Below are 24,251 nucleotides of genomic sequence, written 5' to 3' on the forward strand. Positions count from 1 at the left end.
AGCCATGCAAGCTTCCACGCTGGGTCCCGCCACGGTGCGCGACCTGACTCTCGCCCCCCGTCCGCTTTCGGTGGTCGTGCTCGGTGCCGGCAAGATCGGCCGCGTGATTGCCACGATGCTGGCCAATACTGGCGACTACCGCGTCTGCCTGGTCGATCACGACGCGCACCGGCTCGATGGCGTGCCGCGCGGCATCGAGGTACGGGCTGGCGATCCGACCGAACCCGGCACCTGCGCGGCGCTGCTGGCCGGGGCCGATGCGGTGATGAACGCGCTGCCGTTCCATGCCGCCATCCACGTGGCCACGGTGGCCGCGCGCCTGGGCGTGCATTACTTCGACCTGACCGAGGACGTGACGGCCACCCACGCCATCCGCACGCTGGCCGGCGGCGCGCGGTCGGTGCTGATGCCGCAATGCGGGCTGGCACCCGGCTTTATCGGCGTAGTGGGACACGACCTGGCGCAGCGCTTCCTGCGCGGCGGCGGCGAACTGCACGACCTGCGCATGCGCGTGGGCGCGCTGCCGCGCTACCCCAGCAACGCGCTCAAGTACAACCTGACGTGGAGCACCGAGGGGCTGATCAACGAATACTGCAACCCATGCGAGGCCATCGTGGACGGCCGCCGCGTGGAATTGCCGGCGCTGGAGGGGCACGAGACCTTCGCACTGGACGGCGTGGAGTACGAAGCCTTTAATACCTCTGGCGGGCTGGGCACGCTGCCCGACACGCTGGCCGGGCGCGCCCGCCAGGTCGATTACAAGTCCATCCGTTATCCCGGCCACTGTGCCCAGATGAAGCTGCTGCTGAACGACTTGCGGCTGCGCGAACGACGCGAATGGCTGCGCGAGATCTTCGAGCACGCCATTCCGGTGACGGCGCAGGATGTGGTGGTGGTGTTCGCCAGCGCCACCGGCCACCCGCCCGGCACGCGGGGCGAGGGCAAGCGCGGGCCGCTGACGCAGGCGTCGTTTTCCACGCGGATTGGCGGCATGGACGATTTCGCAGGCATCGGCCATGTCAATGCGATCCAGCTGACCACGGCGGCTGGCATCTGCACCGCGCTGGATCTGGTGGCCACCGGCGTGTTGCCGCAATCGGGATTTGTGAAACAGGAAGCCATGCCGCTCGACCGCTTTCTGGCCAACCGCTTCGGCCAGCATTACGCGCGGCACCCGCTGCAGGAGACGCTCGCATGAAAGCGCAGGAATTTGCCGAATGCTGGCAGGCCATGGGCCTGCCGCAGCCTTGGACGCCGGCCGGCGCGCCCGCGGCGGGTACGCTGGCCGTGCGTTCGCCGATCGACGGCGAGGTGTTTGGCCAGTTGCCGGTGTGTTCGCCCGCCGACGCCGATGCGCGCATCGCCCGCGCCCACGCGGCGCAGAGTGTCTGGGCGCTGACACCGGCGCCGGCACGCGGCGAGGTGGTGCGCCGCCTGGGCGAGGCGCTGCGCGTTCACAAGGCGGCGCTGGGCCGACTGGTGTCGCTGGAGGCGGGCAAGATCCTGCAGGAAGGGCTGGGCGAAGTGCAGGAGATGATCGACATCTGCGACTTTGCCGTGGGTCTGTCGCGCCAGTTGCACGGGCTGACGATTGCCTCGGAGCGCCCCGCGCATGCGATGCGCGAGACCTGGCATCCGTACGGGCTGTGCGGCGTGATTTCGGCGTTCAACTTCCCGGTGGCCGTGTGGGCGTGGAATGCCGCGCTGGCGCTGGTGTGCGGCAACGGCGTGGTGTGGAAGCCTTCGGAAAAGACGCCGCTTTGCGCGCTGGCCGTGCAGGGGCTGCTCGACCGGGTGTTGGACGACCATGCGCCGCAGTTTGCGGGCCTGTGCTGCGTGCTGACGGGCGGGCGCCAACTGGGCCAGGCGCTGGTACAGCATCCCTCGGTGCGGCTGATGAGCGCGACCGGCTCCACGCGCATGGGCCGCGAGGTCGGCATGGCCTGCGCCGCGCACTTCAAGCGCGCCATCCTGGAACTGGGAGGCAACAACGCGGCGATCGTGGCGCCATCGGCCAACCTGGAACTGACGATCCGCGCGATGACCTTCGCGGCGGCCGGTACGGCCGGGCAGCGCTGCACCACGTTGCGGCGCGCGTTCGTCCACGCGGATCGGATCGAAGCGGTGACGCAGCGCCTGCGCCAGGTGTATGCCCGCCTGCCGGTGGGCGACCCGCTGCAGGACGGCACGCTCGTCGGGCCGCTGATCGATGCCGCGGCCGGCGATGCCATGGCCAACGCGCTGGCCAGTTGCCGCGCGCAGGGCAACGTCGTGCATGGCGGCGAACGGCTGCTGGCCGACCGGTTCCCGCGCGCCTGCTACGTGCGGCCGGCGCTGGTGCTGACCGACACCCAGCATGACACGATGCTGACCGAGACCTTCGCGCCCATCCTTTACCTGATGCCATACACGTCGCTGGACGAGGCCATCGCGCTGAACAACGCGGCATCGCATGGCCTGTCGTCGTGCATCTTCACCGAGTCGTTGCGCGAGGCGGAGATGTTCCTGTCGGCGGCGGGCAGCGACTGCGGCATTGCCAACGTTAACATCGGCACCAGCGGCGCGGAGATCGGCGGCGCGTTCGGCGGCGAGAAGGCAACCGGCGGTGGCCGTGAATCGGGGTCCGATGCGTGGAAGGGCTATATGCGCCGGGCCACCAATACGATCAACTACGGCGACACCCTGCCGCTGGCCCAGGGCGTCCGCTTCGACGTCTGACCCAGCGTGCCGCTTACATGCACGAAGTCGTTGCGAATCGTAACAAGGGTTACAGCGCCTTGACGCTGTATTACCGGACCCACCCGTATAACGTTCTTAAGGACAGTGCATTGAGATGACGCAATGCCTGGGACAAAAAGGACGTTGTGATGAGAACGAAAGCGATTGTGTTGGGTCTGGCAGTGACGGGCGCGGCCATGCTTGGCGGCTGCGCGGTATATCCCACGCCGTACGGGCCCGAGGTCGGCCCGGCCCCGGTCGCGGTGGCACCCGCGCCGGTGTACGTGTCGCCGCCGGCCGTGGTGGTGCGGCCATCGTATGGCTACTACGGTGGCGGGTACTACGGTGGTTACTACGGGCGCCGGTATCGGCACTGGTAATTGGGGCGCGTGAGCGCTTGAAGAGTGATCCTCTTTCCCGCCTGCGGGAGAGGGGTAGGGGAGAGCGCGGGCGTTTCAAGCGACAACAAGTCGCTGTTTGAACTGTCGAGCCCTCTCCCTCGGCCCCTCTCTTGCAAGTGGGAGAGGGGAAAAAGACAGCGAGCCAAATCGAATCAGTCGCCTGCGGTGTTGTTCAGCCCGCCCCAACCCGGCGCGAGCGTTTCACCGACATCGCGCAGGTCCACCAGGTCGAGCACGCGGCCGACGGTATGGTCGACCAGTTCAGCGATGCTCTGCGGCTTCTGATAGAACCCCGGCACTGGCGGAAATACGATGCCGCCCATCTCGGTGACGGCGGTCATGTTGCGCAGGTGGGCCAGGTTCAGCGGGGTTTCGCGCACCATCAGCACCAGCTTGCGGCGCTCCTTGAGCGTGACGTCGGCAGCGCGGGTGATGAGGTTGTCTGAGAGACCATGGGCCACGGCGGCCAGCGTACGCATCGAGCACGGCGCCACGATCATCGCGTGGGCGCGGAACGATCCGCTGGCAATGGTGGCGCCGATATCGCGCACGTTGTGAACCACATCGGCCAGCGCTTCCACTTCCGCGCGGCCGATGTCGAGTTCGTGCTGCACGTTCATGATGCCGGCGGGCGACATCAGCAGGTGGGTTTCCACGCCGCTCACATCGCGCAGCACCTGCAGCAGCCGGACGCCGTAGACGGCGCCGGTGGCACCCGTGATGGCGACGATCAGCCGTTGCGGCACGCCGCCCTGATTCACAGGCATGGCAGTTCCAGACAGGCTCAGGCCTTCAGCAGCGATTGCAGTTCGCCGTTCTGGTACATCTCCATCATGATGTCCGAGCCGCCGACGAACTCGCCGTTCACGTACAGCTGCGGGATGGTCGGCCAGCTGGCGTATTCCTTGATGCCCTGACGGATGCCCTCGTCTTCGAGCACGTTGACCGTGGTCGGCGCGTCGACGCCGCAGGCCTTCAGGATTTGGATCGCACGGCCCGAGAAACCGCACATCGGGAACTGGGCGGTGCCCTTCATGAACAGCACCACGGGGCTGCCCTTCACGATCTGGTCGATCTTCTGTTGTACGTCACTCATGATGAAAACGGTCCGGTTGCATGGGGGATCAGCGGATTTTACCGGAATCGGGCCCCGGCATCAGGTAGGGGTATCAGCCAGTCGTCGGCCCATCCCCCCCCGGGCCACCCTCAGGCCCGCCCTCAGCCGGGCAGCCGGCCGCCGCTGCAGCGCTCGTTTCCGCCCAGGTCGCGTGCGGTGAACACCTCGGCAAAGCCGGTGCTGGTCAGCAGGTGGCGGGTGGCGTAGCCCTGGTCGTAGCCGTGCTCCATCAGCAGCCAGCCCTGCGGCAGCAGCCGCTGGGTGGCGCCGGCGACGATGGCCCGCAGGTCGGCCAGGCCGTCCTCGTGATCGGTCAGGGCGTCGATCGGCTCGAAGCGCAGGTCGCCTTCGGCCAGGTGCGGATCGCCCGCCGCGATATAGGGCGGATTGCTCAAGATCAGGTGAAACCGTTGTCCGGGCGGCAGCGCGTGATACCAGTCCGACACCAGAAAGCGGATATTGTCGGCCTGCAGCGCGCGGGCGTTGTCCTGCGCCACCATCAGCGCGCCGCGTGAAATGTCGGTGGCCCAGACGTCGGCGTCAGGCCGCTCGCGGGCGATGGTGACGGCCAGGACGCCCGAGCCGGTGCCCATGTCCAGCACGCGCGGCGTGTGGATACCGGCCAGACGGGCCAGCGCGGCCTCGGCGGCCACTTCGGTATCGGGACGCGGAATCAGCACATCGGGCGTGACGCGGAACGTGCGGCCGAAGAATTCGCGTTCGCCCAGGAGGTAGGCCATCGGCTCCCCGGTCAGCCGGCGCGCCAGCAACGTGGAAAATGCATCACGTTGTGCCTCATTGAGAGGGTCCTGGTCACGGGTGATCAACTGGGTGCGCGTGAGCCCGGTGACATGGGACAGCAGCATGCGGGCCTCCAGCGCGGGCAGGCCGGCCATGGCAGCAAGCGTCTGCGCTTCGCGCAGGGTGGGCGTGGAAGGCAGGGGCGGAAAATCGCCCGGAGGATTCGAGGACATCGGCGGCAGTGCGTCAGGACAATCGGCGGCCGGTTCGCAAAAAACCCCGTCGGGCCTGGGCCTGACGGGGTTTTCGCGTGGCTCTGCATTCAGGCGCCTAGTGTAAGCCCATTCGGGGCCGACTTCCGCGCGCGCCTGCGTAGGACTATTACTTGTTGACGGCGTCCTTGGCCTTGTCGGCCGTAGTGTTGACGGCGTCCTTGGTCGCTTCCTTGGCGTGGGCCATGGCGTTGCCGGCGTCTTCGCGGGCCTTGTCGGCGGCGGCGGAGACATCCGAGGCCACGCCGCTGGCAGCAGCCTTGGCGGCGTCGGCGGCATTCGCAGCAGCGGCGGCGGCGTCGCTGGCGGCGGCCTTGGCCGATTCGGCGGCGTTCTGCATGGCGCTGTCAGCGTTGGTTTGCGGAGCCTCGTCCTTCTTGCCGCAGGCGGCAACGGAAATGGCGGCGGTAAGCATCAGCACGGCGAGCAGTTTGTTCATGATTTCGTCCTTGTGTGTCTGTTTGAGGAGTGACATCCACCCAGACTTCGAGACCCCAACGCGCCGATGTCTCGCGAAAGTGACGTATTGGGATGGTCTGGTCGAAATCGATTATAGACAGCGCCTTTTTACAAGCCAGTGCTGTTTCAAGCATTTACCTAGGTTACAAACTTCGGCGCGGGTCGGATTCGGTCAGGATTCCTCGCCCAGCGCCGCCAGCTGGTCGGCCTGGTGCTCGGCAGCCAGCGATCCCACCAGTTCGTCGAGGTCGCCGTCCATGATCATGTCGATCTTGTAGAGCGTCAGGTTGATGCGATGGTCGGTCACCCGGCCCTGCGGGAAGTTGTACGTGCGGATGCGGTCGCTGCGGTCGCCGGTGCCAATCAGGTTGCGCCGCGTGCTGGCTTCCTTGGCCTGCGCTGCACGCAACTGGCCGTCCTTGATGCGCGCGGCCAGCACCTTCATGGCTTTTTCCTTATTGCGGTGTTGGCTGCGGTCGTCCTGGCATTCCACCACGATGCCGGTGGGCAGGTGAGTCAGGCGCACGGCGGAGTCGGTCTTGTTCACGTGCTGGCCGCCCGCGCCCGACGCGCGGAACGTGTCGACGCGCAGGTCGGAGGGATTGATCTCCACCTCGCCCACTTCGTCGGCCTCGGGCATCACGGCCACGGTGCAGGCCGATGTATGGATGCGGCCCTGCGCCTCGGTGGCCGGCACGCGCTGCACGCGATGGCCGCCCGACTCGAACTTGAGCTTCGAGAACGCGGCATCGCCGGCAATGCGCACGATCACTTCCTTGTAGCCGCCCAGGTCGGACTCGGATTCGCTCATGACCTCCACCTGCCAGCGCTGGCGCTCCGCATAGCGCGTGTACATGCGCAGCAGGTCGGCGGCGAACAGCGCGCTTTCCTCGCCGCCGGCGCCGGCGCGGATTTCCAGCAGCAGGTTGCGGTCGTCGTTGGGGTCCCGGGGCAGCAGCAGCGTCTGCAGCGACTTTTCCAGGCCGTCGAGGCGGTCGCGCGCGGCGGCGATCTCGTCGGCGGCAAAGTCCTTCATCTCGGGGTCGTCCAGCAGCGCCTGCGCGGTGGCCAGGTCGTCCTGCGCCTGGCGATACTGCGAATACTGCTCGGCCACCGGCGACAGTTCGGCATGTTCGCGCGACAGCTTGCGATACTGGCCCATGTCCGCCGTAGCCGTTTCGCTGGCAAGCAGGGCGTTCACTTCGTCGAGTCGCTCGGCCAGCTGGTCGAGCTTGTTGAGCATGCTGGGTTTCATCGGTAGCGGAGTCGGGATGCTGAGGGGGCGCGGTGGCGTGGCCACGGCGTGGATCGGCGGGCAATGCCCGGCGGCGCCGGCGGACGCCAGCGCGGTATGGTCGGCGCGGCTAGCGCTCGGAGTGACTGCTGTGGCGGAACAGGCCCGGCACCAGGCGCAGCAGCGCCTCGCGGTCCTCGCCCTGGGTGTGGTTCAGGGCGTGCGTGGGGCCGTGCAGGAACTTGCGGGTCAGCGCGCCGGACAGCGCTTCGAGCACGGCGGCCGGATCGTCGCCACGCGCCAGCATGCGGCGGGCGCGCTCCAGTTCGGCCTGGCGAATGGTTTCGCCGCTGGCCTGCAGGTCGCGGATCACCGGCACCACGCTGCGCGTTTCCAGCCAGTGCATGAAGTTCTGCACGCGCGATTCGATGATCGCCTCGGCCTGGGCCACGGCGGCCTGGCGCATCGCGTTGCCCTCGCGCACCACGGCGCCGAGGTCGTCGACCGTATAGAGGAACACGTCGTTCAGACGCGCCACCTCGGGTTCCACGTCGCGCGGCACGGCCAGGTCGACCATCATGATCGGGCGGTGCTTGCGGCGCTTGACCGCGCGCTCCACGGCACCCAGGCCGATGATCGGCAGCGAACTGGCAGTGCACGACACGACGATGTCGAACTCGTGCAGGCGCTCGCCCAGGTCCTGCAGGCGGATGGCCTGCGTCGTGAGACCCTGCTCAGCCAGTTGCTCGGCCAGCTTCTCGCCGCGTTCGACGGTGCGGTTGGCCACCACCACCTGGCGCGGCTTCTGCGCGGCAAAGTGCGTGGCGCACAGTTCGATCATCTCGCCGGCGCCGATGAACAGCACGCGCTGCGTCGACACACTTTCAAAAATCCGCTGGGCCAGGCGCACGGCGGCGGCGGCCATCGACACGGAGTGCGCGCCGATTTCGGTCTGGCCGCGCACTTCCTTGGCCACCGCGAACGTGCGCTGGAACAGCTGGTTCAGGTACGTGCCCAGCGCGCCGGCTTCGCCAGCGGTGCGCACCGCGTCCTTGAGCTGCCCCAGAATCTGGGTTTCGCCCAGCACCATCGAGTCGAGCCCGCTGGCCACGCGGAAGGCGTGGCGCACGGCTTCGGACTGGGGCAGGGCGTACAAATGCGGCGCCAGATCGCCTGCGGGCACGTTGTGATGCTGGGCCAGCCAGCGCAGCGTGTGCTCGAACCCTTCCTGACCCGGCTGAAGCACATCGGTGGCGCAGTAGATCTCGGTACGGTTGCAGGTGGAAAGAATGGCGGCCTCGGTGCCGTTGCGCCCAGCCAGGTGGGTGCGCAGGGCGCCAAGTGCGGGTTTGATCTGCTCAAGCGGAAACGCCACACGCTCGCGGAGCGAGACGGGTGCCGTGGTGTGATTGATACCGATCGCGAGCAGTTGCATTTGTGGGGTTTGATTGCCAGCCGGAACGGTGCCGGAAGCGCTGGTCATTATACCGCCCCGTTACAAAGTTGCAGGGAACCCCAGGCGGCGTCGGCGACCTGCAGTATCGTTACGACACATCCACTTTTGCTGTGGATCAAAAGACATGGGAGTGGTTATGTTTGGGCTGGCAGTGGTGGGCGCAGTGGTGGGATTCGCGGGACGGCTATTGCATCCCGCGGGCCGTGTTGTCACCGTGCCGTCCGCGCTATTGTTGGGGGTGTTGGGCGCACTGGCGGCCTTTTACGGCGGGCGCGCCGCGCATCTGTTCACCGATGGCCAGATTGTCGGCTGGGGCGCCGCGATTGCTGGCGCCGCCCTGCTCGTGGCGGTCTGGGGCATGGCCCGGCCGCGCCGGTAACTTCAGAACGAACGAAATGGTCGGGAATTGGCATCCATGCCAATGTGCCCGATTAGCCTCTTGTGTCCAGAAATCGGCGCAGGATCGCGCTGGAATAGTGGCTGGCCACGTCGCGCAAAAACGACGAAAAATCAACGTGTGCCGTATCGTCCGCACGGTCGGACACCGTCCGCATCAAGGCGTAGGGCACGCCATATTCGTGGCAGATCTGTGCCAGCGCGGCGCCTTCCATTTCCACCGCCTGCAGGCCCGGCAAGGCCTGTCGCAAATCGGCAACAGCGGCCGGCGCGTTGATGAACTGGTCGCCGCTGGCAATCATCCCGACGTGCAGGCGCGGCTGATCGATGCCAAAACGGGCCAGCACGCCATCGGGCACCTCGGTGGCCAGGTCGTCGTGCAGGAAACCTTCTGCCGCGCTATGTAACGCAGCGGTGAGTACGGGGTCGGCCGGGAATTCGGACTGGTCCAGCAAGGGCACTTCGTGGCGCGGAAACAGCGGGCGGGCGTCCATGTCGTGCTGCACCGTGCGGTCGGCCACGACGATGTCACCGACTCGTACGTCAGTGCCCACTCCCCCTGCGAGGCCAGTAAAAACGATCTCGTCGACGCCAAATTCCCGAATCAATGTGACCGTGGTGGCCGCTGCCGCTACCTTGCCGACGCGCGCCAGCACCAGCACGACGGGCTGGCCATGCAGCGTGCCGCGGTAGTAATCGCGCATGCCGATGGTCTGCATGGTGGCGCGCGCGTCTTCGTGGCGCATCGCGGAGATCAGGCCGTCTACTTCGTGATGCAGGGCGGCGAGGATGCCGAGGGTCATGGTGCTGTAGGGGACGAATCGAAAACGGCGCCAGCTTACCGGTGACCGCAGCGATGCGAAAGCCAGAGCGGACTGTGGGCAGCGTGCGACATTCCGCGCATGAGAAACGTGTTCGATTGTGTGCTGCGCAATACATGGCGTTACAATTCGTTGCTTTTAATGCGATTCATTCGCATTCGTATTTTCAATAAGTAACGAGAGAAGACATCCATGCCAGTCCGCGCCCGGGGCCGCTACCGCCGCTCGTACGCCCTCCAGATGACCACCCTTGCCTTGAGCATGCAGGCCGCCAGCCTGGCCATGGCCCAGGAACAGGCGCCTGCCGCCGTGCCGGCCAACCACAGCCTGCCCACCGTGACGGTCAGCGCCAGCAGCGGCGTGGAGTCGCCCACCGGCCCGGTGCAGGGGGTGGTGGCCAAGCGGGCGGTGACGGCCACCAAGACCGATACGCCGATCGTCGAGACGCCGCAGTCGATCACGGTCATCACCCGCGACCGCATGGAGTTACAGGGCGCGCAGTCGGTGGCGCAGGCGGTGGGGTATACGGCGGGCGTGACCACGGCCGGCTTCGCCAACGACAACCGTACCGACACGATCAAGATCCGTGGCACCGACTCCACCCAGTATCTGGACGGCCTGCTGAACGCGGTTGGCTTCTATAACAACACCCGCCCCGATCCGTACGCGCTGGAGCGCATTGAAGTGCTGAAGGGGCCGTCGGGCATGCTGTACGGCCAGGGCGCCGTGGGCGGTATCGTGAACCTGGTGTCGAAGCGGCCGCAGGCCGACGCGGCGCGCGAAATCGGCGTGAGCTTCGGCAACTACAACCGCAAGCAGATCCAGGCCGACTTCACCGGCCCGATCGATGCCGACGGCAAGTGGCTGTACCGCTTCGTGGCGATGGCGCGCGACAGCGATGCGTCGGTGGATTACGTGAAGGACAACCGCTACTTCATCGCGCCGTCGCTGACGTACCGTCCGAACGCCGACACCGAATTCACCCTGCTGGCCAATTTCCAGAAGGACGACAGCGGCACGATGATCGGCTTCTTTCCGTGGCGCGGCACGCTGATCGAGAATCCGGCCGGCCAGATCCCGCAGAACTTCTTCGTCAGCGAACCGGGCTTCGACAAGTACACGGCCGAACAGCACGCCGTGGGCTACCAGTTCTCGCACCGCTTCAACGACACCTTCACCGTGCGCCAGAACCTGCGCTACTCGCACAGCACGGTCGACTACCGCAGCATCTACACCACCGGCTTTACCGGCGCCACGCACGGCTGGGTGCCGGGCAGCGACACCATGCTGCGCCGCGTGCTGTACCTGAACCAGCCCACGCTGAACCAGTTCGCCGTGGACACCCAGGGCCAGGCGAAATTCCGCACCGGTCCGGTCGGCCATACGTTCCTGGCCGGCCTGGACTACCAGAACAGCGAAAGCACGGGCCGCACCAATGCCAACGGCTCGGCCGCGCCGATCAACGTGTTCAATCCGGTCTACGGCAACTACGTGGCGCCCACGGCCTTCCGCGACCTGCCGGCGGCCAAGCAGATCCAGACTGGCGTGTACCTGCAGGACCAGATCGAATGGAACAAGTGGCTGCTGATGGTGGGGCTGCGCTACGACTGGTCGCGTGCGGCGCAGGACAACACGCCGTCGGCCTCGCGTGACGACAGCGAACTGACCAAGCGCTTTGGCCTGATGTACCGCTCCGACTTCGGCCTGAACCCGTATGTCAGCTATGCCGAATCGTTCCAGGGCCAGGCCGGGTTCAATGTCGATGGCACGGCATTCAAGCCGCTGCGCGGCAAGCAGTGGGAAGCCGGTATCAAGTACCAGCCGCCGGGCAAGAACATGACGCTGACGGCTGCCGTGTTCGATATGCGCGAGGAAAACCGCAAGGTGGCGGGCGTGGTCAACGGCATGGCGGGCACGGTGCAGATCGGCGAAGCCCGCACGCGCGGCGCCGAACTGGAGGCGCTGGTGTCCCTGGGACGGCTGGACCTGATCGCCGCGTACACGTTCCTGAACGCCAAGACGATCGAAGGCACGGCGGCCGAGCAGGGGCAGCGGCTGGCCAGCGTACCGACCAACACGGCGTCGCTGTGGGCCAACTATCGCTTCAGCCTGTTCGATATCCCCGGCTTCCTGGCCGGTGCCGGTGCGCGCTACAACGGCCCGAGCACCGACGGCACGGGCAACAACCGCGTGGGCGGATTCACGGTGTTCGACGCCGTGGTGGCCTACGATCGCGGCCCGGTACGCGTATCGCTGAACATGAACAACGTGTTCGGCAAGCAGTACGTCTATAGCTGTATCGCGCGGGGCGATTGCTTCTTCGGCACGCAGCGCTCGATCATCGGCAACGTGACCTACCGCTTCTGATCGATCCGTTTTGACCCCGGGGCACCCCCGGGAGACTTCGGCGTGCCGGTTTGCTAGCATGCAGCCCATGCCGACTCTCAGGGGGATCGCCGGTTGGAAACTTTCACTTCTCGCCGCACCATCCAGCAGGCGCTGGCCGACTGGCGCGCCCAGGGCCGCCTTGGCGCCACGGACCTACTGGCCGCCTGGGCGCCCACGCTGCCCGGCAGTGCGCACTGGCGCCACTGGCTAGACTTCGCACTGTTGATCCTGGGCACGGCGCTGCTGTGCGCCGGCGTCATCGTCTTCTTCGCCTTCAACTGGGCGTCACTTCATAAATTCTCCAAATTCGGACTGCTGGCCGGGTTGCTGACCGTGCTGGCCGGGTTTGCCGCGTGGCGCCCCGCTGGCGACATGGCGGGCCGGGCCGCGCTGGGCGGCGCGCAAATTGTGTCCGGCGTGCTGATGGCCGTGATCGGGCAGACCTACCAGACCGGCGCCGATGCCTGGCAGCTGTTCGCGCTGTGGACGCTGCTGGCGGTGCCGTGGGCACTGGCGGCGCGCGCGGCGCCGCATTGGTGGATCGTGCTGGTCATCGGCAATGTGGCGCTGCTGCGGTTCTGCAGCGTGCGGCTGGGCATCGGCGGCATGTTTGAACTGCTGTTCTCGGCCCGATTCGCGCGTGAAACGATGATGTTCCTGTTGGGTACGTCGATCATCCAGTTGGCCGCCTGGTATGTGCTGGCCGCGAGGGCGGGGCGCTGGGGCTTCGTGGGCGCGACTGGTCCCAGGTTGCTGGGCCTGCTGGCCTGCGGGTATGCAGGATGGGTGGGACTGATGAGCGTGCTGACCGATCACGTGAGTGCCACGGGCCTGCTGGTCAGCGCCGTGGCGCTGGTCGGCCTGACGGCCTGGTTCCGCTGGCGTGCGTTCGATATCGTGGTGCTGAGCTTGGTCTGCCTGACCGGCATCGGCGTGATCATCTCGGCCGTGGGCCGCTGGCTCGTGGATTTCCACGGCGATTTCGGCGCCTTCCTGCTGCTGGCGTTGCTGACCATCGGCCTGGCCGTGGCGGCCGCCACGTGGCTGCTGCGCGCCTGGCGCGAGACTTCGGGGAGCCCGGCATGAACCCGCGCCAGATCGATCGGACCGAACAGACTGAACAGACCGAACGCGGGCTCTGGACCCAGCTGGCCGCGCGCGGCACGGTGCAGGGCGACTTTGCGCCGACGTTGCGCACGCCGTGGCCGATCCGTCTGCTGATGGGCGGCGCAGGCTGGCTCGGGGCGCTGTTCTTCCAGATGTTCCTGATTGGCACCGTGTTCGCCACCACCCGTGGCAACGGCCCGGCCATGGCTATCACCGGCGTGGTGATGATCGGCATCGCCGTCGCGCTCTATCGCGTGACGGCCCGCGAGAGCGGCCGCATTGCGCTGGGGCAGTTTGCCCTGGCGCTGAGCCTGGGCGGCCAGGGCATGGCCATAGCCGGCGTGGGCGAGGCACTGGGCTTCCAGCGCTTTCTGGAGACGGCGCCGTTCTGGGTGGCCGTGGCCCTGTTTGAAGGGGTGCTGTTCGTGCTGGTCCCGGACCGCCTGCACCGCTTTCTGGCGATGCTCGCACTGTGGATGGCGCTGGGCGTTGCCGCGTGCGTGGTGCTGGGCGACCTGATGGCGCCGCGCTGGACCGCCATTCCGATGGCGCTGGGTCCGATGACGGCCCTGGCATTTGCAGCGCTGCTGGCCTTTGTCATGCGTGAGGACCGGCTCGCGGCGGCGGGCCGCCTGCCGATGACCGAGCCGGCCGCCGATGCCACGCTGCTGATGGCGCTGCTGGGCGCGCTGGTGGTGACCGGCTTCGCCCATCCGGCCGAGCTGATCTTCGGTGTCGATACGCCCTGGCGTGCGCACGGCGGGTGGCTGGCCGGCGCGTTGATTGGCGTGGCACTGGTGGCCATGACGCTGCTGGAGTGCCGTCGGCTGACGTGCAGCGTGCCGGTAGGCGCGGCGATGCTGGGCGTGGCCATCGCGTTCAGCGCGTTGATGGTGTACGCCCCAGCCGTGACGGCCGGAGTGCTGGCACTGGCCGTGGCGCTGCGACGCGGTTCGCTGCCGTGGCTCGGGCTGGGCATCGCCACGGTGCTGATCGGCTTTGTCTGGTACTACAGCACGCTGCAGTGGACGCTGCTGGCCAAGTCGGCCACGCTCGTGGCCGCCGGCGCGCTGCTGCTGGCCGCCCGTGCCGCGCTGGGCCGCATCGCCAGCCAGGAGGCCGTGGCATGAAACGCTGGATCATCGTGGGATGGCTGCTGACGGTTGGCGTCGCCATGGCAGGCATCGTCGGCAAGGAACGGCTGATGGCGCGCGGCGACGTGGTCTACCTGCGCCTGGCGCCGGTGGACCCGCGCTCGCTGATGCAGGGCGACTATATGGCGCTGAATTTCTCGGTCGCCAACGAGGTGCGCGTGGCGCATGGCACGGCGCAGACGGGCCAGTCGCGCGAGGAAGTCATCGTGGTCCGCCGTGACGACCGCAATGAAGGCCACTTCGTCCGCCTGCACAAGGGCGAGCCGCTGGCGGCAGGCGAGTTGCTACTGCGCGTGCAGAACGTGCCGTCGCGATGGGGCGGCAACAGCGTGCAGGTGTCGACGGACGCGTGGTTCTTCCAGGAAGGCCAGGCGGAACGCTTTGCCAAGGCGAAATTCGGAGAATTCCGCGTGGATGCCGACGGGCAGGCGTTGCTGGTGGGCATGCGCGACGAGGCGCTGCACGGGATGTAGCCACGTCTGTGGTCACGGTCGGCGGCCGGCCGGGGTTGGACAGGGGCCACCCCTTGTGGCATAAGAGGTCTTTCGCCCCCGCTTCCTTTGCAGCGTGGTTTTCAATGCTGCCTTGCGCCCTGCCCATGATGCTCGCCAACAGCCGTCGTTCCAGCCCCTGCGGTGCCATGCACCGAGGGCTGGAACGCGCGCTGTCGCTGCATCGGGCCCTGGGCCTGCTGACCCAACGAGTCGCTCGCGCCGGCCTTTTCCTGGCCGTGCGGGACGCTCGGCAATCGATTCCTCAGGCCTGAGCACTCCCGTACGGCACCTTGCCAGATGTGGTCCCCACCGGACTACGCCTTCAACGTGTTTCCTGGAGCCCCCGATGCCCCCGATCTACCGCCAAACCATTCTGGCCATCATCGCCGTTGCCGTGCTCTTTATCGCGCTCGAATAGCGTAGCGCCGCCGAAATGAAAATCGCCCGCGACCATCACGGTTGCGGGCGATTTCGACGGGCTCGGGCTGGGGAGCGGCGTCCCCGTGCGACTTAGACGTTGAACAGGAAGTTCATCACGTCGCCGTCGTGCACCACATATTCCTTGCCTTCGGCGCGCATCTTGCCGGCTTCCTTGGCGCCCGTCTCCCCCTTGAACTGGATGTAGTCGGCGTAGGCGATGGTCTGGGCGCGGATGAAGCCGCGCTCGAAGTCGGTGTGGATCACGCCGGCAGCCTTCGGGGCGGTATCGCCCACGTGGATCGTCCAGGCGCGGACTTCCTTCACGCCGGCCGTGAAATACGTCTGCAGGCCCAGCAGGGTGAAGCCGGCGCGGATCACGCGGTCCAGTCCCGGCTCTTCCATGCCCAGGTCGGCCAGGAATTCGGCCTTGTCGGCGTCATCCAGGTCGGCAATCTCGGCCTCGATGGCGGCGCAGACGGCCACCACCGGCGAACCCGTGGTCTTGGCGTACTCGCGCACGGCGTCCAGGTGCGGGTTGTTCTCGAAGCCGTCTTCACGCACGTTGGCCACATACATGGTGGGCTTGGCGGTGATCAGGCAGAACGGGCGCAGCGCTTCCCATTCTTCCGGGGACAGGTCCAGCGTGCGCACGGCCTTGGCCTGGTCCAGCACGGCCTGGGATTTTTCCAGCACGGCCACCAGGCGCAGGGCTTCCTTGTCGCCAGCGCGGGCCGGCTTGATATAGCGCGCCAGGGCCTTCTCGACGGTGGCCAGGTCGGCCAGCGCCAGTTCGGTGTTGATGACTTCGATGTCCGACAGCGGATCGACCTTGCCCGCCACGTGGATCACGTTGTCGTCCTCGAAGCAGCGCACCACGTGCGTGATGGCATCGGTTTCGCGGATGTTGGCCAGGAACTGGTTGCCCAGGCCTTCACCCTTGGACGCGCCGGCCACCAGGCCCGCGATGTCGACGAACTCGACCGTCGCCGGCAGGATGCGCTCGGGCTTGACGATCTCCGCCAGCTTGGCAAGCCTCGGATCCGGCACTTCCACGACGCCCACGTTGGGTTCGATGGTGCAGAACGGATAGTTTTCGGCGGCGATGCCGGCTTTCGTCAGGGCATTGAACAGCGTGGACTTGCCGACGTTGGGCAGGCCGACGATGCCGCATTTGAGGCTCATGGTGTCAGGCGGAAAATGGCGAAACCCGTATTCTAGCGGATGGGCGGCGCCGGCCGACGCTGGAATGCACGCCGGCGGCCGCGAGTGCGGCCTTGCGCCGCGTCACCAATGTCGCACCCGTCACGTCGCTATAATCCAGCCATGTCCGGACCTGCCGTGCCGGCGCCCAGCGCCGCCGCCCAATAGATGTCGTCGAATCCTTCCTCCCGCTTCCAGATCGCCGTGGTCGGCGGTGGCATTGTCGGCAAGGCCTGCGCCCTGCTGCTGGCGCAACAGGGCATGCAAGTGGCGCTGGTGGCGCCCCGCCCCGCAGGCGACACCGCGCGCACCGACGATTACTGGGACAGCCGTATCTACGCGTTCTCGGCCAGTTCGCAGGCGCTGCTGGAGCGGCTGCGGGTCTGGGAGGCCCTGGACCCGGCGCGCGTGCAGCCGGTGCGCGACATGCGCGTCTATGGCGACGAAAGCGCGTGCGAGACCGACCCCTCGCCCCATGGCGACCTCCATTTCTCGGCCTATGCCGCTGCCGTGCCCCAACTGGCCTGGATTATCGAATCGGGCCACGTGGAGCGTGTGCTCGATACCGCGCTGCGCTTCCAGCATCAGGTGAAATGGTTCGACGACACCGCCGAACACCTTGAGCGCGACGTCGACGGCGTGACGCTCACGCTGGCCAGCGGCGAGCGCGTGCGCGCCAACTGCCTGGTGGGCGCCGACGGTGCGCGGTCGTGGGTGCGCCAGGAGTGCCATATCGGCACCACGCAACGGCGCTATCGCCAGTTGGGCGTGGTGGCCAACTTCCGCTGCGAACTGCCGCATCAGGAAACGGCCTGGCAGTGGTTCTTGGGCTGCCCCGAAAAACTGATGGCCGACGAGGAATCGGCCAATGGCGAGATTCTTGCCATGCTGCCGCTGCCCGGCAACCGGGTGTCGATGGTCTGGTCGGCCGACGAGGCCCATGCCCGCGACCTGCTGGCCCTGACCCCCGAAGCCCTGGCCGCCACGGTGGCACAGGTGGCCAGCGGCGCCGTGGGCGCCCGGTTTGGCGCGCTGCGCTGCATCACGCCGGCACAGGGTTTTCCGCTGGTGTTGCAGCGGGCAGATCACTTTGCCCAGCCGCACGTGGCGCTGGTGGGCGATGCGGCGCACGTGGTGCATCCGCTGGCCGGGCAGGGCATGAACCTGGGCCTGCGCGACGTGGTGGAACTTGGGCGGGTGATGGCCGACAAAGAGTCGTTCCGTCACGAGGGCGACCTGCGCCTGCTACGCCGCTACGAGCGGGCCCGGACCACCGATCTGCTGTCGCTGACGGCGGCCACGGACGGCCTGCACCGGCTGTTCTCGCTGCCCGGCACGCCGGCTCGGCTGATGCGCAACCTGGGCATCCGCACGGTGGGCAGCCAGGGGCTGCTGAAGCGGTTCCTGATCGGCCGCGCGCTCGGGTAGCGCGACCCGCTGGTCGGGGCGCCCTGGACACGCCGATACCCCGAATCGCGCGGAAAGCGCGACAATCTCGCCATCGGCACGCCGGATGCGGCCAATCCCGCTGGTCGACGATTTACCGATGACATGCAAAGCCGGCACACTGACCGGCATATCGTTACCTGGAGTCAATATGTTGCAACTGTTCCGCCGCCGATCCGCACGCTTTGCCGCGATCGCCGCCTTTGCCAGCGGCGTGGCCGCAGCGGGCTATGCCCTTCACGCGCTGGCCGCGGACGAACCGGGCACGGACAAGATCAAGCAGTCGATCCAGAAGATGCTGGGCGGCCGCGCCGAGGTGAAGAGCGTGACCCGCGCACCGGTGCCGGGCCTCTTCGAGGTCAACGTCGGCGGCCAGCTGGTCTATACGGACTCCACCGGTCGCTACATCCTCAACGGCGAGCTGATCGATACCAAGACCAATACCAACCTGACCGAAGAGCGCCTGGCCGAGATCAACAAGATCAAGTGGTCGGACCTGCCGCTGACGCGCGCCATCAAGTGGACCAAGGGCGACGGCAGCCGCTCCGTGGCCGTGTTCTCGGATCCGAACTGCGGGTACTGCAAGAAGATCGAGCAGACCTTCCAGCAGATGGACAACATCACGGTCTACACCTTCCTGTACCCGGTGCTGTCGCCGGACTCGTCGGTCAAGGCCAAGCAGGTCTGGTGTGCGTCGGACCGCACCAAGGTGTGGCGCGACTGGATGCTGAACCACGTGGCGCTGGTGGGCAACGGCAGTTGCAAGACGCCGATCGACGACAACCTGGCCCTGGGCCAGAGCCTGAATATCTCGGGCACGCCGGCGGTGTTCTTTACCGACGGCACGCGTATCCCGGGCGCGGCGGATGCCGCCACGCTGGAGCGCAAGCTCGCAAGCCTCAAGAAATAACCACGACGCCGGACCCCAGCCGGCTGTCAGGAACGGCCGGCACTGTCCGGCCGTTTTTCATTTCCGGACGCCCTCCGTCCATCCACAAGAAGCGGGAGACACCATCATGACGTTCCAGGCTTTGCTGCTGACCCAGGCCGACGACAAGTCCACGCAGGCGCAGATCGCCCAGCTCGACGAAAGCCAGTTGCCCGCGGACGGCAACGTGCTGGTGGCCGTCGACTATTCGACGATCAATTTCAAGGACGGCCTGGCGATCACGGGCCGCTCGCCCGTGGTGCGCCAGTGGCCGATGGTGGCCGGCATCGACGGCGCCGGCACGGTGCTGGAATCCGGCGACGCGCGCTGGAAGACCGGCGACCGCGTGGTGCTGAACGGCTACGGCGTGGGCGAAGCGCACTGGGGCTGCCTGGCGCAGCGCGCCCGGCTCAAGGGCGACTGGCTCGTGAAGTTGCCCGATGCCTTCACCACGCGCCAGGCCATGGCCATCGGCACGGCTGGCTATACGGCCATGCTGTCAGTGCTGGCGCTGGAGCGCGGCGGCGTGAACGGGCCGGTGCGGCCCGGCGATGGCGACGTGCTGGTGACCGGCGCGTCGGGCGGCGTGGGCTCGGTGGCGATCGCCATCCTGTCGAAGCTCGGGTATCGCGTGACGGCGTCGACGGGCAAGACGTCCGAAGCCGACTTTCTGCGCGCGCTGGGCGCTGCCGACGTGATCGACCGCGCCGAACTGGGCGTGCCCGGCAAGCCGCTGCAGAAAGAGCGCTGGGCGGCCGTGGTGGATTCGGTGGGCTCGCACACGCTGGTCAATGCGTGCGCCCAGGTGCGCTACGGCGGCGTGGTGACCGCGTGCGGGCTGGCGCAGGGCATGGATTTTCCCGCGTCGGTGGCGCCGTTCATCCTGCGCGGCGTGACGCTGGCCGGCATCGACAGCGTGATGGCGGCGATGCCGCTGCGCGAGACGGCGTGGAAGCGGCTGGCGCAAGACCTGGCGCCCGACCGCCTGCAGGCCATCACGCGCGAGATCCGGCTGGGCGAGGCCATCGAGGCGGCCCGCAAGATCATGGAAGGTGGCATGCGCGGGCGCGTCGTCGTCGATGTGAACGGCTGACGCGCGGTTCGGAGACATCGCACGTCCCGGGAGGTCCGGGGCGTGACGCTACAATCGTGACCATGACCCCGATCCGCTACGCCATCGCCCCGCTTCAACCGGAAGCCCACCTGTTCGCCGTGACCGTGACGGTGGATGTTCCCGACCCGGCCGGCCAGGTCTTCACGCTGCCCGCTTGGATCCCGGGCAGCTACATGATCAGGGATTTCGCACGCAACATCGTCCGCATCCGCGCCGATGCGGGCCGCGTGCGCGTGCCGCTGACCAAGCTGGACAAGCAGACCTGGCAGGCCGCGCCGCTGCCGCCGCAGGCCGGCCCGCTGACGCTGAGTTACGAAGTCTATGCATGGGACCTGTCGGTGCGCAGCGCGCACCTGGATACCACCCACGGCTTCTACAACGGCAGTTCGGTGTTCCTGCGCGTGGTGGGGCAGGACGCGCAGCCGTGCACGGTCGACATCCATCCGCCCGCCGGCGAGGCCTATGCCGACTGGCGCGTGGCCACGGCGCTGCCCGAGGCACGCGGCCCGGGCGGTGCGCGCCGCTACGGGTTTGGCCGCTACCAGGCGGCCGACTACGACGCGCTGATCGATCACCCCGTGGAGATGGGCACGTTCGCGCTGGGCACCTTCCGCGCCTGCGGCGCGCAGCACGACGTGGTGTTCACCGGCCGCGTGCCGCAGCTGGACATGGCACGCATCTGCCGCGACCTGAAGCTGATCTGCGAGGCGCAGATCAGGTTGTTCGAGCCGCGCTCGGCCCGCGCGCCGTTCCTGGACAGCAATCGACGCTACGTCTTCATGACGATGGTCACCACCGATGGCTATGGCGGCCTGGAGCACCGGGCCAGCACGGCGCTGATGTGCGCGCGCAACGACCTGCCGGTGCGCGGCAACAGCGAGACCAGCGAGGGCTATCGCACCTTCCTGGGCCTATGCAGCCACGAGTACTTCCACACCTGGAACGTCAAGCGCATCAAGCCGGCGGCGTACGTGCCGTACGACCTGACGCAGGAAACCTACACGCCGCTGCTGTGGCTGTTCGAGGGCTTCACCAGCTACTACGACGACCTGATCCTGGTGCGCACCGGGCTGGTCACCGAGCAGCAATACGTGGACATGCTGGCCAAGACCTGGAACGGCGTGCTGCGCGGCAACGGCCGAACCAAGCAGAGCGTGGCCGAAAGCGCCTTCGATGCCTGGACGAAATACTATCGCCAGGACGAGAACGCGCCGAATGCCATCGTCAGCTATTACACCAAGGGGTCGTTGGTGGCGCTGGCACTGGACCTGACGATTCGCGAGAAGACGCGCGGACGCCGGTCGCTGGACGACATCATGCGCGCGCTGTGGCAACGCTATGGCCGCGACTTCTACGCGCCGGGCGCCCACCAGCGCGGCGTGACCGAAGCCGAGGTGCACGCGCTGTGCGACGACGTGACCGGCCTGCGCCTGGGCAAGCTGCTGCGCGCGCTGACCGAAGGCACCGATGAGATCGGGCTGCCGGCACTGTTCCGCGACTTCGGCATCGTGGTCGAGCCGCAGAAGCCGAACGGCAGCGCCGCGCTGGGCATCAAGACCCGTACCGATGATGGCTGGGTACGCGTGAGCCAGGTGCTCGACGGCGGCGCGGGCCAGCGGGCCGGCCTGTCGGCGGGCGACCTGATCGCAGCCGTGGATGGCCTGCGCGTGGCGCCGGGCCAGCTCGACAAGCTGTTGTCGCGTTATCGTCCAGGCGACCGGGCCGAACTGCACGTGTTCCGGCGCGACGAACTGCAGGTGCTGCCGGTGACGCTGGCGCGCGAGCCGGCCACGCAGTACAAGGTCAAGCTGGAACCGGGCAAGCATGCGGGGCGAGCGCGCTGGCTGGGCCAGTAACCTGCCTGTCACGGCGCCGTGGCCATCATGGTGACGGCGCCCGCTCCCCGCTCGCTCCCAATTCATCCGTTTCTGTCTGGCTTCTAGCCTCCGCCCCATGGAATACGCGCACGACCCCCGCACATTCCTGTTTTCGCATTACATCTACCGTGGCCTGCGATCCGCCACGGGCGTGATCGGCCTGACGCTGATCGCGATGCAGATCATGGACCTGCCAAGCGCCATGGTGGTGTCGGTGGGCGCGCTCTGCACGAGCCTGATGGATCTGCCCAGCCCGCTGCCGCACAAGTTCAACGAGATGCTGGCCAGCGTGCTGCTGTGTACGGCCGTGACCGCGCTGGTGGCGCTGGCCACGCCGTTTCCGCGCGTGATGCCGTTCGTGCTGGTGCTGGTGACATTCCTGGCCGGCATGATGACGGTCTACGGCAACAAGACCATGCCGCTGCAGTTCTCGATGCTGTTCGTCATGACGCTGACGGTCAACGAGGAATTTGTGGTACGCAAGGCGCTGGAGCACTCCACGCTGTTCGGCGCGGGCGCGCTGGGCTACCTGCTGTATGCGATGACCGTCAGCTGGATCATGGAGCGCCGCACGCGCCAGCAGATTCTGGCGGAATCGCTATATGAGATGGCCGGCTACCTGGAGATCAAGGCCGCCTTCTACGACGCCGGCACCGATTACGACGAGCAGTTCAACCAGCTGGTGCGCCAGCAGATCGTGGTGGCCGAGCGCCAGCAGGCGGCGCGCGACATGGTGCTGCGTGGCAACAAGACGCCGCATGACGGGCTGCTGGTGCAGGTACACCTGCGCATGCTCGACTTCTACGAGTACCTGCTGTCGACCAATACCGACTACGCGCTGCTGCGCCAGACCTTTGGCGGCACGCCGGTGCTGGACGGGTTGCGCCGGCTGGTGCTGGGCCTGTGCAAGGATCTGGAGGAAATTGCCTACGACGTCACACGCGGCCGGCCTTCGTACAGCGCCTTCAACTATCGTCCGGACCTGCGCAAGGTGGAGGAGGAGATCGAGCAGCTGCGCCATCACCATGTGTCGCCGGCCGCGATGACCGCACTGCGCGACACGCTGGAAATGATCCGCGGCGCCATCACGCTGGTGGGCCAGCTGCACGAGGCGTCGCGCACGCCGGTGGAGCCCGCCCAAGTGCTGCCGGGCTCGGACATGACGCCGTTCCTGACACGGCAGAAATACGAATTCGGCGTGGTGCGCGACAACCTGCACTGGCGCTCGCCCGCCTTCCGCTTCGCGCTGCGCATCACCATGGCGGTGGCGGTGGGGCTGTGGCTGGGCGATCGCCTGCCGTATGCGTCGCACAGCTACTGGATCCTGCTCACCATCGTCGTGATCCTGAAGCCGAACTTCAGCATGACCAAGCAGCGCTACAACGACCGCCTGATCGGTACGCTGATCGGCTGCATCGTCAGCGTGGGCATCCTGCGCTGGGTCCACGAGCCGCTGCTGCTGATCGGCATCCTGTACCTGGCGCTGGTGGCCAGTGCCGCGTTCGTGCAGATCAAATATCGCTATACGGCCATCGCCGCCTGTATCCAGGTGCTCATCCAGATCAACCTGCTGATCCCGGGCAGCCAGACGGTGGTGGGCGAGCGGCTGGTGGACACCGTGATCGGCGGCATCATCGCGTCGATTTTCAGCTTTGTACTACCTAGCTGGGAATACCGGGCGATCCCGAAGCTGGTCGAGAACGTGCTGCAGGCCAACCGCCGCTATATCGCGGCCACGCGCGACCTGCTGATCCGCAAGGCCAAGGACGATTTTGCCTATCGCGTGCAGCGCAAGCAGTTCATGGACAACCTGTCGGCGCTGATCGGATCGTTCCAGCGGATGCTCGACGAACCGCGCAGCCGGCATCGCGCCGTGGACAACCTGAGCCGCTTCATCGTGCAGAACTATCTGGTGGCGGCGCACGTGGCGGCGGCACGTATCCAGGTGCGGCAGCACTATGGCGAGATGGATGTCCCGGCGGCGGAGAGCGCGATCGAGCAGGCCACCAATGCCGCGCTGCGGTCGCTGACGCTGGCCAGCGAGCGGTTGGCGGGTGAGGAACGGCACGGCCCGCGTGGCGCCGGCTTTATTCGCACGCCGGCCGAGACGGCGGTGGCAGGGGTGGGGCTGGTGCATGAAGCCGTGCCGTCATCGGCCACGGCCGGGGCTGCGACGCCCGCATTGGCGCAACAGCTATCGGACGACGAAGCCAGCGAGCGGCGCGCCCGCATCGCCGATTCGGCGGACCGGCGCAAGGCCGATGTCCTGGCCCAGGCGGCCGCCGCCGGCGAAATCGGCGCCAACGAGCCGCTGCAGAAGTCGCAGGACCAGCATGCGGCCACGTCGGCCAGCGCGTCGGGCCGCGCCGCCAATGCGCTGCTGGAACGGCGCCTGCGCGCGCTGCGCGAGGATGCCGCCAAGATCGCGCTGCGGACCGGGGCGATCGGCCGGGCGATCCGGGTGCCGCTGAAGAACTGATTGCTTGAACTACCTTGGACCTGCTCCCC

Annotated in this window: 21 protein-coding genes; 13 read left to right on the top strand and 8 right to left on the bottom strand. The window is 67.2% G+C overall.

Translation table 11 applies throughout. The annotated features are described in order from the left end of the window. Positions 1 to 4: 4 nt before the first annotated feature. The 3 genes from CYJ10_RS05650 to CYJ10_RS05660 all read left to right on the top strand — a co-directional run bounded on the left by CYJ10_RS05650 (position 5) and on the right by CYJ10_RS05660 (position 3,098). Positions 5 to 1,198, top strand: a complete 1,194-nt coding sequence (locus tag CYJ10_RS05650; protein ID WP_101681045.1) for a saccharopine dehydrogenase family protein — start codon at positions 5 to 7, stop codon at positions 1,196 to 1,198. Continuing rightward, positions 1,195 to 2,718, top strand: coding sequence for an L-piperidine-6-carboxylate dehydrogenase (gene amaB / locus CYJ10_RS05655; RefSeq protein WP_101680546.1), 1,524 nt, complete (start codon positions 1,195 to 1,197; stop codon positions 2,716 to 2,718). The genes CYJ10_RS05650 and amaB overlap by 4 nt, the downstream gene beginning before the upstream one ends. Before the next feature lie 149 nt (positions 2,719 to 2,867). Next, positions 2,868 to 3,098 carry a hypothetical protein gene (locus tag CYJ10_RS05660; RefSeq protein ID WP_175459967.1) on the top strand — a complete coding sequence of 77 codons (231 nt, stop codon included), beginning with the start codon at positions 2,868 to 2,870 and terminating at the stop codon, positions 3,096 to 3,098. A 173-nt stretch (positions 3,099 to 3,271) separates the two neighbouring features. Here CYJ10_RS05660 and CYJ10_RS05665 read toward each other — a convergent pair whose 3' ends face one another. The 6 genes from CYJ10_RS05665 to hemA form a co-directional block, all read right to left on the bottom strand. Continuing rightward, on the bottom strand, positions 3,272 to 3,886 hold the full coding sequence (locus CYJ10_RS05665; protein ID WP_101680547.1) for a UbiX family flavin prenyltransferase: 615 nt from the start codon (positions 3,884 to 3,886) through the stop codon (positions 3,272 to 3,274). Positions 3,887 to 3,903: 17 nt separating this feature from the next. Continuing rightward, positions 3,904 to 4,215, bottom strand: coding sequence for a Grx4 family monothiol glutaredoxin (gene grxD, locus CYJ10_RS05670; protein ID WP_035875397.1), 312 nt, complete (start codon positions 4,213 to 4,215; stop codon positions 3,904 to 3,906). 122 nt (positions 4,216 to 4,337) lie between these two features. Then, the gene (prmC, locus tag CYJ10_RS05675) at positions 4,338 to 5,210 is read right to left on the bottom strand and encodes a peptide chain release factor N(5)-glutamine methyltransferase (protein WP_101680548.1); all 873 of its coding nucleotides are present in this window, start codon (positions 5,208 to 5,210) and stop codon (positions 4,338 to 4,340) included. 148 nt (positions 5,211 to 5,358) lie between these two features. After that, positions 5,359 to 5,688 carry a hypothetical protein gene (locus CYJ10_RS05680; protein ID WP_101680549.1) on the bottom strand — a complete coding sequence of 110 codons (330 nt, stop codon included), beginning with the start codon at positions 5,686 to 5,688 and terminating at the stop codon, positions 5,359 to 5,361. Between the two features lie 192 nt (positions 5,689 to 5,880). Next, positions 5,881 to 6,963 carry a peptide chain release factor 1 gene (prfA, locus tag CYJ10_RS05685; RefSeq protein ID WP_101680550.1) on the bottom strand — a complete coding sequence of 361 codons (1,083 nt, stop codon included), beginning with the start codon at positions 6,961 to 6,963 and terminating at the stop codon, positions 5,881 to 5,883. A 109-nt stretch (positions 6,964 to 7,072) separates the two neighbouring features. Further along, positions 7,073 to 8,377 carry a glutamyl-tRNA reductase gene (gene hemA / locus CYJ10_RS05690; protein ID WP_101680551.1) on the bottom strand — a complete coding sequence of 435 codons (1,305 nt, stop codon included), beginning with the start codon at positions 8,375 to 8,377 and terminating at the stop codon, positions 7,073 to 7,075. A gap of 157 nt (positions 8,378 to 8,534) precedes the next feature. Between hemA and CYJ10_RS05695 the strand changes: the two genes are divergently transcribed. Next, complete coding sequence (locus tag CYJ10_RS05695) at positions 8,535 to 8,777, top strand: hypothetical protein (protein ID WP_101680552.1); 243 nt, start codon at positions 8,535 to 8,537, stop codon at positions 8,775 to 8,777. Between the two features lie 52 nt (positions 8,778 to 8,829). Here the strand turns inward: CYJ10_RS05695 and CYJ10_RS05700 are convergent, their stop codons facing one another. Continuing rightward, complete coding sequence (locus tag CYJ10_RS05700; protein WP_101680553.1) at positions 8,830 to 9,597, bottom strand: 5'-methylthioadenosine/adenosylhomocysteine nucleosidase; 768 nt, start codon at positions 9,595 to 9,597, stop codon at positions 8,830 to 8,832. Between the two features lie 210 nt (positions 9,598 to 9,807). On the opposite strand from CYJ10_RS05700, the gene CYJ10_RS05705 reads away from it, so the two are divergent. The 4 genes from CYJ10_RS05705 to CYJ10_RS05720 all read left to right on the top strand — a co-directional run bounded on the left by CYJ10_RS05705 (position 9,808) and on the right by CYJ10_RS05720 (position 14,737). Beyond that, entirely contained in the window at positions 9,808 to 11,982 is a 2,175-nt protein-coding gene (locus tag CYJ10_RS05705) for a TonB-dependent siderophore receptor (RefSeq protein WP_257993098.1), read from the top strand. 93 nt (positions 11,983 to 12,075) lie between these two features. Continuing rightward, positions 12,076 to 13,089, top strand: a complete 1,014-nt coding sequence (locus CYJ10_RS05710; protein WP_101680554.1) for a DUF2157 domain-containing protein — start codon at positions 12,076 to 12,078, stop codon at positions 13,087 to 13,089. After that, positions 13,086 to 14,240 carry a DUF4401 domain-containing protein gene (locus tag CYJ10_RS05715; RefSeq protein ID WP_101680555.1) on the top strand — a complete coding sequence of 385 codons (1,155 nt, stop codon included), beginning with the start codon at positions 13,086 to 13,088 and terminating at the stop codon, positions 14,238 to 14,240. The genes CYJ10_RS05710 and CYJ10_RS05715 overlap by 4 nt, the downstream gene beginning before the upstream one ends. After that, entirely contained in the window at positions 14,237 to 14,737 is a 501-nt protein-coding gene (locus tag CYJ10_RS05720) for a GDYXXLXY domain-containing protein (protein ID WP_101680556.1), read from the top strand. Before CYJ10_RS05715 ends, CYJ10_RS05720 begins: the two co-directional genes overlap by 4 nt. 531 nt (positions 14,738 to 15,268) lie before the next feature. Here the strand turns inward: CYJ10_RS05720 and ychF are convergent. Next, positions 15,269 to 16,360, bottom strand: a complete 1,092-nt coding sequence (ychF, locus tag CYJ10_RS05725) for a redox-regulated ATPase YchF (RefSeq protein ID WP_101680557.1) — start codon at positions 16,358 to 16,360, stop codon at positions 15,269 to 15,271. 186 nt (positions 16,361 to 16,546) lie between these two features. Between ychF and CYJ10_RS05730 the strand changes: the two genes are divergently transcribed. From CYJ10_RS05730 to CYJ10_RS05750, 5 genes are all read left to right on the top strand, one after another. Then, complete coding sequence (locus CYJ10_RS05730) at positions 16,547 to 17,806, top strand: UbiH/UbiF family hydroxylase (protein ID WP_101680558.1); 1,260 nt, start codon at positions 16,547 to 16,549, stop codon at positions 17,804 to 17,806. 169 nt (positions 17,807 to 17,975) lie between these two features. Continuing rightward, positions 17,976 to 18,734, top strand: coding sequence for a DsbC family protein (locus tag CYJ10_RS05735; RefSeq protein ID WP_101680559.1), 759 nt, complete (start codon positions 17,976 to 17,978; stop codon positions 18,732 to 18,734). A 106-nt stretch (positions 18,735 to 18,840) separates the two neighbouring features. Beyond that, positions 18,841 to 19,845, top strand: a complete 1,005-nt coding sequence (acuI, locus tag CYJ10_RS05740; protein ID WP_101680560.1) for an acrylyl-CoA reductase (NADPH) — start codon at positions 18,841 to 18,843, stop codon at positions 19,843 to 19,845. A gap of 62 nt (positions 19,846 to 19,907) precedes the next feature. Continuing rightward, the gene (locus CYJ10_RS05745) at positions 19,908 to 21,722 is read left to right on the top strand and encodes a M61 family metallopeptidase (protein ID WP_101680561.1); all 1,815 of its coding nucleotides are present in this window, start codon (positions 19,908 to 19,910) and stop codon (positions 21,720 to 21,722) included. A gap of 97 nt (positions 21,723 to 21,819) precedes the next feature. After that, positions 21,820 to 24,222 carry an FUSC family protein gene (locus CYJ10_RS05750; RefSeq protein WP_101680562.1) on the top strand — a complete coding sequence of 801 codons (2,403 nt, stop codon included), beginning with the start codon at positions 21,820 to 21,822 and terminating at the stop codon, positions 24,220 to 24,222. Positions 24,223 to 24,251: the final 29 nt, after the last annotated feature.

Origin of the sequence: Cupriavidus pauculus, from assembly GCF_002858765.1 — a bacterium.
Classification (GTDB): Bacteria; Pseudomonadota; Gammaproteobacteria; order Burkholderiales; family Burkholderiaceae; genus Cupriavidus; species Cupriavidus pauculus_B.

Excerpts from the sequence above, each read along its gene's own strand:
- CYJ10_RS05660 (WP_175459967.1), top strand. The coding sequence starts at position 2,868 with ATGAGAACGAAAGCGATTGTGTTGGGTCTGGCAGTGACGGGCGCGGCC.
- CYJ10_RS05745 (WP_101680561.1), top strand. The coding sequence starts at position 19,908 with ATGACCCCGATCCGCTACGCCATCGCCCCGCTTCAACCGGAAGCCCAC.
- prmC (WP_101680548.1), bottom strand. The coding sequence starts at position 5,210 with ATGTCCTCGAATCCTCCGGGCGATTTTCCGCCCCTGCCTTCCACGCCC.
- CYJ10_RS05680 (WP_101680549.1), bottom strand. The coding sequence starts at position 5,688 with ATGAACAAACTGCTCGCCGTGCTGATGCTTACCGCCGCCATTTCCGTT.
- amaB (WP_101680546.1), top strand. The coding sequence starts at position 1,195 with ATGAAAGCGCAGGAATTTGCCGAATGCTGGCAGGCCATGGGCCTGCCG.
- prfA (WP_101680550.1), bottom strand. The coding sequence starts at position 6,963 with ATGAAACCCAGCATGCTCAACAAGCTCGACCAGCTGGCCGAGCGACTC.
- CYJ10_RS05715 (WP_101680555.1), top strand. The coding sequence starts at position 13,086 with ATGAACCCGCGCCAGATCGATCGGACCGAACAGACTGAACAGACCGAA.
- CYJ10_RS05705 (WP_257993098.1), top strand. The coding sequence starts at position 9,808 with ATGCCAGTCCGCGCCCGGGGCCGCTACCGCCGCTCGTACGCCCTCCAG.
- acuI (WP_101680560.1), top strand. The coding sequence starts at position 18,841 with ATGACGTTCCAGGCTTTGCTGCTGACCCAGGCCGACGACAAGTCCACG.
- grxD (WP_035875397.1), bottom strand. The coding sequence starts at position 4,215 with ATGAGTGACGTACAACAGAAGATCGACCAGATCGTGAAGGGCAGCCCC.
- hemA (WP_101680551.1), bottom strand. The coding sequence starts at position 8,377 with ATGCAACTGCTCGCGATCGGTATCAATCACACCACGGCACCCGTCTCG.
- CYJ10_RS05665 (WP_101680547.1), bottom strand. The coding sequence starts at position 3,886 with ATGCCTGTGAATCAGGGCGGCGTGCCGCAACGGCTGATCGTCGCCATC.
- CYJ10_RS05695 (WP_101680552.1), top strand. The coding sequence starts at position 8,535 with ATGTTTGGGCTGGCAGTGGTGGGCGCAGTGGTGGGATTCGCGGGACGG.
- CYJ10_RS05750 (WP_101680562.1), top strand. The coding sequence starts at position 21,820 with ATGGAATACGCGCACGACCCCCGCACATTCCTGTTTTCGCATTACATC.
- CYJ10_RS05730 (WP_101680558.1), top strand. The coding sequence starts at position 16,547 with ATGTCGTCGAATCCTTCCTCCCGCTTCCAGATCGCCGTGGTCGGCGGT.
- CYJ10_RS05720 (WP_101680556.1), top strand. The coding sequence starts at position 14,237 with ATGAAACGCTGGATCATCGTGGGATGGCTGCTGACGGTTGGCGTCGCC.
- CYJ10_RS05700 (WP_101680553.1), bottom strand. The coding sequence starts at position 9,597 with ATGACCCTCGGCATCCTCGCCGCCCTGCATCACGAAGTAGACGGCCTG.
- CYJ10_RS05650 (WP_101681045.1), top strand. The coding sequence starts at position 5 with ATGCAAGCTTCCACGCTGGGTCCCGCCACGGTGCGCGACCTGACTCTC.
- ychF (WP_101680557.1), bottom strand. The coding sequence starts at position 16,360 with ATGAGCCTCAAATGCGGCATCGTCGGCCTGCCCAACGTCGGCAAGTCC.
- CYJ10_RS05735 (WP_101680559.1), top strand. The coding sequence starts at position 17,976 with ATGTTGCAACTGTTCCGCCGCCGATCCGCACGCTTTGCCGCGATCGCC.